This window comes from Lentiprolixibacter sp., from assembly GCF_982873095.1.
The window spans coordinates 1-4,113 of record NZ_CEYNTP010000242.1 but is presented as its reverse complement, the minus strand read 5'-3'; the positions used below and the strand labels follow the sequence as shown (position 1 = coordinate 4,113).

At 46.5% G+C, this 4,113-nt stretch carries 6 protein-coding genes; 4 read left to right on the top strand and 2 right to left on the bottom strand.

Going from position 1 to position 4,113, the window contains the following annotated elements; all coding sequences use genetic code 11:
• Positions 1-68: 68 nt before the first annotated feature.
• The 4 genes from AC4E7D_RS12405 to moaC all read left to right on the top strand — a co-directional run bounded on the left by AC4E7D_RS12405 (position 69) and on the right by moaC (position 2,136).
• A complete protein-coding gene (locus AC4E7D_RS12405; RefSeq protein WP_490174106.1) occupies positions 69-635 on the top strand; it encodes a response regulator in 567 nt (188 codons plus the stop codon).
• 340 nt (positions 636-975) lie between these two features.
• Entirely contained in the window at positions 976-1,179 is a 204-nt protein-coding gene (locus AC4E7D_RS12400) for a hypothetical protein (protein ID WP_490174105.1), read from the top strand.
• Positions 1,180-1,263: 84 nt separating this feature from the next.
• Positions 1,264-1,707 carry a molybdenum cofactor biosynthesis protein MoaE gene (locus AC4E7D_RS12395; RefSeq protein ID WP_490174104.1) on the top strand — a complete coding sequence of 148 codons (444 nt, stop codon included), beginning with the start codon at positions 1,264-1,266 and terminating at the stop codon, positions 1,705-1,707.
• Positions 1,708-1,710: 3 nt separating this feature from the next.
• Complete coding sequence (gene moaC / locus AC4E7D_RS12390) at positions 1,711-2,136, top strand: cyclic pyranopterin monophosphate synthase MoaC (RefSeq protein ID WP_490174103.1); 426 nt, start codon at positions 1,711-1,713, stop codon at positions 2,134-2,136.
• Positions 2,137-2,420: 284 nt separating this feature from the next.
• Here the strand turns inward: moaC and AC4E7D_RS12385 are convergent, their stop codons facing one another.
• Positions 2,421-3,143 (bottom strand): hypothetical protein, encoded by a 723-nt coding sequence (locus AC4E7D_RS12385; protein WP_490174102.1) that lies wholly within the window; start codon positions 3,141-3,143, stop codon positions 2,421-2,423.
• Between the two features lie 40 nt (positions 3,144-3,183).
• Positions 3,184-4,113: NAD-dependent epimerase/dehydratase family protein (locus AC4E7D_RS12380; RefSeq protein WP_490174101.1), on the bottom strand; the 930-nt coding region annotated here is incomplete at its 5' end.

Sequence of the window (4,113 nt, the reverse complement as noted above, 5' to 3'; positions counted from 1 at the left end):
ATATTGAGTACAGCAAATCCCAATTTTCTACCCTACATTTATAGAGCCATTAGCTAGTACCAACCTCAATGACAGACGGCAAGATCAGGACGGTTTTGGTGGATAATGAATTGCGGGCCCTGAACCGCATGAAAATACTATTGTCTAAATTTCCGGAAGTGGAAGTGATCGGCCAATTTGAACAACCGGAAGCAGGTCTTGATTATATCCTTAACTGTGAACCTGATCTGGCATTTCTTGATGTGGAGATGTCTGGCAAATCAGGGCTGGAGATCGCCGGGGAAATCCAGCGCAACCACCTGGACACTAAAATTGTGTATATCACGGCCTACGAACACTATGCCATCAATGCCATTAAGACAGGGGCATTTGACTACCTGCTCAAACCGGTAAATATCGATGAATTAAAGACCACCTTAAACCGGTACCATTCAGAATTCCAGTTGAACCTCAGCAAACGGGAGCTGGAGATTATCCGTCTCCTCGCCAAGGGCCTGAACAGCAAGGCCATAGGGGAGGAATTATTTATCAGCCGGCATACCGTGGACACCTACCGCAGGAAGATCCTGGAGAAGACCGGATGTAAGAATTCTGCAGAATTGATCCGGTATGCCTCAGATTACTCCCTCATTTAAAAGGATTTAAATAAAAGAGGCCCATATTGGTGATTAATGAGTATGGGCTTACTCAATTTTAAGGGTCCCAATTATCATGATCTGCAAGTAAATTGTCGGGTACTAGAAATTAGTCAACCGATTTAATCAAAACTTTGCCCGCCCCTCCGGGCAAAGGAGTATTAAGTCTTTTTCTGGGCCCTGCCGCTTCGGGGGAACTCTGGTGGGGACCTTTTTTTATGGCACACCAATAAAACAGAATTTTTCCATTTATTTAAGGTTTTCACGATTTCAGAAGTTATTGCCGTATTCCTTGATAATTATACCTAAAATGCCTTATTTAATGTATTAATTACAAAGAATGACAGAAAAGAAAAAAGACAGGGATTCCATCACCATCCCCAAACGGGTCATTGCAGGCATCGCCCCGGTGGCTGCTATTTGTGCCATCCTGCTTTCCAAGGACAAGGTGGGGGAGATGTTCCTCTTCCTGGTGGGCGTAGGGGCCGGGATCATGATTGGGGTAAGTTGGATGAAGGGTAAGGCAAAACAGGCCGGGTCCTGAATGGGCCATTGGAAATTAATACCAACGGGATATCTCCGATCATTCCCGATTTCTTATTTACCTTAGTACTTCAACAATTTAAAGATGAAAACCAAATCCATAAAGAACGTATTTCAGGAAGGGGCCATAACTCCTGAGTTCATTGCCAATTCCATCGCCAAACACCAGGTGAAGACCCAGATAGGGGCTCACGATATCTTTTTGGGACAGGTCCGGGCCGATGAGATTGATGGCAAGGTCGTTCAGGCGATCGAGTATACTGCCTATGAGGACATGGCCAATAAGAAATTCCACGAGATCCGTGAAGCGGCTTTTGAAAAATTCGAGCTGACCTGTATGCACATCTACCACAGCCTTGGGATCGTAAAGACAGGGGAGATCTGCCTCTTTGTCTTTGTGTCTTCCCCCCACCGCAAAGCTGTCTTTGAAGCGCTTCACTTTATTGTGGAAGAGATCAAAAAGCAGGTACCCGTATTTGGGAAAGAATTATTTGAAGACGACTCCTATCAATGGAAAGTAAATACCTGAACCATGGTAGATATCACCCACAAAGACCCAACCCTTCGTACTGCCGTGGCCCAGGCCATCGTGGAGGTAAGTATTCAGGACACCATTACCGCTATCGAAGAGGACCGGGTGCCTAAAGGCAATGTATTTGCCATGAGTAAGGCGGCCGGACTATTAGGGGTAAAGAAAACACCTGATCTCCTGCCCGACTGCCATCCGCTCCCCATTGAATACACGGATATCCAGTACGAAGTAAACGGCCTTCAAATAAAAGTCCTGATCACCGTGAAGACGATCTACAAGACAGGAGTGGAAGTGGAAGCTATGCACGGGGCAAGTGTGGTGGCCCTGAATATGTATGACATGCTCAAACCACTTGACAAAGGGGTGGAGATCAAAAGCATCAAACTCCTGAGAAAAACAGGAGGCAAATCTGATATCGGCACATAAAAAAAGGCCTGTAAAAGGCCTTTTCATCATAATTACTTTCTAAAAAATTCCGGCCATTGCGAGGGTAGTGCATACAATAACGGTTGACAATACGCTCATCATTCCAAAAATTAAGGTTTTAAGGCAGGTTGTAATGATAAGATTGGGTTTCATATTACTTGTTTTTCGTTAAACTATAGACTTATGAATACCCAAATATAAGATCACCCCTAAATCTACTGGGGACGCAATTGCCAGACTAACTTACCGTGTCGATGAACAGGAGTTTTCTGTAGTTCAACACCTTACTTCCTACGCGACCAAATCTCATACATGGGTTCTCCCCGGCTGTTCTTTCCCTGATGATGCCAGTCGTCCCCATTGATATTGTACATAAAGGTAAGCTTGGCACCTACCCTGGAATTGTCCCTCGAGAAATATTGGATATGTTCGGTGTAATTGCCCCCTTCAGTAGTGTAATGACCTCCACCGGTCCCTGAGAATCTGAAGGTTTCTGTATGATAGGCGATCCACTGGAAGCGACCGTCCATCAGGAACTTCATGGTTTTTCTCGCGTTGGCTTCACCACGTCGCTCTTGTCCGGTATCCGGGCCCCTGGTAGCAAAGAGCCACTTGCCGTCAAGGTCCTGGGATACAGAAGCCCCGCGTTGGAATTCCAGGGGTTGGTCGAACTTCAGGACCAGGACCTCTCCTTCTATAATGTAGGGGATACTCAAGGTCCGAAGGCTATCCTGTGCATACTGAGAATTGAATTCCAGCTGTACATCCCGTTTTCCATCACTGGCTGTATAAAAGCCCCCAAGAGTTTTAATGAATTTGGCCGGACCTTCCTGATAAACGGAATGTACCATATAGCGGTCATCTATCTTGAGTTCGTGGGTTAGGGTTTGGTCACCTGTGGACTCCTTAGCCATATAAACACCGGGTTGCAGTTGTGCGTTTAAGGTAGTGAGGCCCAATACGAGGGCGATAAGACATAACGGGAGTGTGCGAAACGGGATTTGCATAACGGTGATTTTAACTCCCTTAAAAATAGGCAATATTTCCCTACTTCCCTAGTTCCGAAAGCATTTCCAATGTTGTCCTTTTCAGGTCGTATTTCGGGGACCATCCCCAGTCTGTGCGGGCCTGACCGTCATCAATACTTTCCGGCCAGCTATCGGCTATTTCCTGCCGAAAATCTGGGGTATATTCTATCGAAAATTCAGGGAGTTGTTCCCTTATACCAGCCGCAATTTCAGCAGGAGTAAAGCTCATGGCTGATAAATTGTATGAAGAACGTACGGTTAGCTTTTCGGCTTCGGTTTCCATTAATTCCAGAGTAGCCCGGATGGCATCTTCCATAAACATCATGGGGAGGCGGGTGTCCTCCCTGAGAAAACAATTATAGCTGCCTCTTTCAAGAGCCTTGTGATAGATATCTACGGCATAGTCAGTGGTACCACCGCCCGGCAGTGTTTTCCAGCTGATGAGTCCCGGGTAGCGCACACTTCGGACATCTACCCCGTATTTATGGTGGTAGTAGGCACACCAACGTTCCCCGGCCTGCTTGCTGATGCCGTAAACCGTAGTAGGTTCCATTATGGTGTTTTGCGGAGTATGCTGCTTCGGGGTATTGGGACCGAAAACGGCAATACTCGAAGGCCAGAAGAGCTTTTCAATTTTTTTCTCTTTAGCCAGGTTGAGTACGTTGAATAGCGAATTCATATTCAGGTTCCAGGCCCGTGCCGGGAATTTCTCGGCAGTAGCACTTAACATGGCCGCCATGAGGTAGATTTCATCTACTTCATAGTGCATTACCACGTCCTCAACAGCTTCGTAATCGGTGGCGTCCAGTAGCTCAAAAGGCCCTGATGCCCCCAGATCCACAGACCCTTCCCGAATATCACTGGCGATGATATTAGTATCCCCGAATTTCTGCCTTAGTGCCAGGGTCAGTTCAGTGCCGATTTGCCCGCAGGCACCTAAAATCAAAAT